This is a genomic window from uncultured Cyclobacterium sp., from assembly GCF_963976465.1.
Lineage (GTDB): Bacteria > Bacteroidota > Bacteroidia > Cytophagales > Cyclobacteriaceae > Cyclobacterium.
The window spans coordinates 1-2,328 of the sequence record NZ_CAXBOC010000663.1; the positions used below are offsets into that span (position 1 = coordinate 1).

A 2,328-nucleotide genomic window follows, 5' to 3' on the forward strand; every position below is an offset into this window, starting at 1 on the left:
AAAAAGGATTAATCTATATTTATATACATAGAAACAATATTTTAAATAGTATATTTAGTTTTTAATATGGATTATTGCCATGTAAAGATCAAGTTTGAAAAATAGAAGTTGGGTAGTACATTTGTGGGGAATTTGAATTGCACTGAGAAAATCTGAAAAAAGTATACATAACTATGTCGATCAAACGCTCAATATTAGGGGTTTCAATTCGCGTATGCCATCTGTTGGTCCTGATATTCCTATTTTCAGGAATTCAGGCATATGCGGTGGACCCTGAAATTCCGGATAGCGAAGAAGCTATATCCGCGGGTCAGTCCATTTTTAATGCCAACTGTAAAACCTGCCATAGACTGGATCAGAAATTGGTCGGTCCGGCGCTTAGAGGAGTTACCGATAGGAGGGAGTTGGACTGGGCAAAACAATTTATCACCAACTCTCAGGTATTGATTCAAGGAGGAGATGCTGATGCAGTAGCTCTTTTCAAAGAATTCAATAACACGGTTATGCCTTCTCATGATTTTTTGAGTGACGATGACCTAACGAACTTACTTTCTTACATTGAGTATGGTGACAAAGCAGATCCTGCTGCCGCCGAAGCCGGAGCAACTGCCGAGGGTGGAGATGCAACAGGTTCAGGTGGAGGAATTCCAAATGAATACCTAACCATAATCTTGGTAGTCCTTGTAATCGTTCTTGTATTGGTATTGGTTGTTTTGGGACTTATTGTTTCAGTATTGACCAAATACATGAACAAAAGCGAAAATCTGGATGAGGATGATAAGGAATTTATCAACCAAAAGACAGATTATAAAGGCATCTTTAAAAGTGACGGTATGATCATCATCGTTACTGCCATTGTTCTTGCCTTTGTTGTCAAGACCGCCATAAACGGATTGTATACGGTGGGTGTGCAACAAGGCTACGCGCCTAGTCAACCGATTGCTTACTCACACGAACTTCATGCCGGACAATACGAAATCCCTTGTCAATATTGTCATACGGGTGTAGAAATAGGGAAATCTGCAAATATTCCATCTGCAAACATCTGTATGAACTGTCACATGCACATTCAAAATGTGGAAGGCAAAGAGGGTGTTTCTCCGGAAATTGCTAAAATATACGATGCGGTAGATAACAATCAACCTATTGAATGGGTAAGGGTGCATAACCTTCCTGATTTGGCTTATTTCAATCACTCTCAACACGTTGCTGTAGGTGGGATCGAATGTCAAACTTGTCATGGCCCTATAGAGGAAATGGAAGTTGTTTCTCAGCACAGTGCATTGACCATGGGTTGGTGTATTGACTGTCATAGAAATACGGAAATTTCCACTCAAGGCAATGAGTATTACGATAAACTCGTGCAATTGCATTCAGAATCCTCTAACGATGCTTTGAAAGTCAAAGACATTGGTGGTTTGGAATGTGCAAAGTGTCACTATTAAATCTTTACGAACATTCTTTTCTTTAATATAAAATGAAAGAAAATAAAAAGACATATTGGAAAGGGTTAGAACAGCTGACAAACGATCCCGAGTTTGTAAAAAATGCTGATCAGGAATTTCCCGGCTTTACTTCAAAAAGCAATCAAAAAGAAGACGGAAGTTCCACTAGAAGGGACTTTCTAAAAATGATGGGTTTTAGTGTGGCGGCAGCCTCCTTAGCAGCTTGTGAAGCCCCGGTTAGGAAGGCCATTCCATATGTAAACAAACCTGTTGATATCAATCCTTCTGTTCCTAATTATTATGCATCTACTTTCAGCAAAGGTGGAGACTACGCTTCAGTCGTAGTTAAAACCAGGGAAGGTAGACCGATTAAAATTGATGGCAATGAATTGTCACCAATTACCAAAGGAGGTACCAATGCCATTGTAGAAGGCTCTGTTTTATCTCTATATGATGAGGCCAGATTAAGGGCTCCTCAAATTGGAGGGAAAACCGCTGACTGGGCTGCTTTAGATGGTGAGTTAGCCGGCAAATTGAAAAGTGCAGGAACAATAAAAATCATTAGCAATACCATTTTATCTCCAAGCACAAACAGGGCGATAAAAGTATTCGCTGACCAAATGGGAGATGTTGAAGTCATTACTTATGACCCAATTTCCAATTATGGTATCACCAAAGCAAGTGAAACTTATTATGGAAGCAGTGTGCTTCCATCTTATAATTTTGATAAGGCCAATGTAATTGTCAGTTTTGGCGCTGATTTTTTAGGTTCATGGATTTCTCCAATTGAATTTGCCAGACAATATGCACAAGGAAGGAAAATTTCGAAAGAAAATCCTAAAATGTCCAGGCATTATCAGTTTGAGTCTACCTTATCACTTGC

General features: G+C 39.3%; 2 protein-coding genes. Both read left to right on the forward strand.

The window, feature by feature from the left end:
* Positions 1-173 precede the first annotated feature (173 nt).
* Entirely contained in the window at positions 174-1,445 is a 1,272-nt protein-coding gene (locus AAC037_RS23575; protein WP_339906082.1) for a c-type cytochrome, read from the forward strand.
* Between the two features lie 32 nt (positions 1,446-1,477).
* A partial coding sequence (locus AAC037_RS23580) for a TAT-variant-translocated molybdopterin oxidoreductase (RefSeq protein WP_339906083.1) occupies positions 1,478-2,328 on the forward strand: 851 nt, incomplete at its 3' end.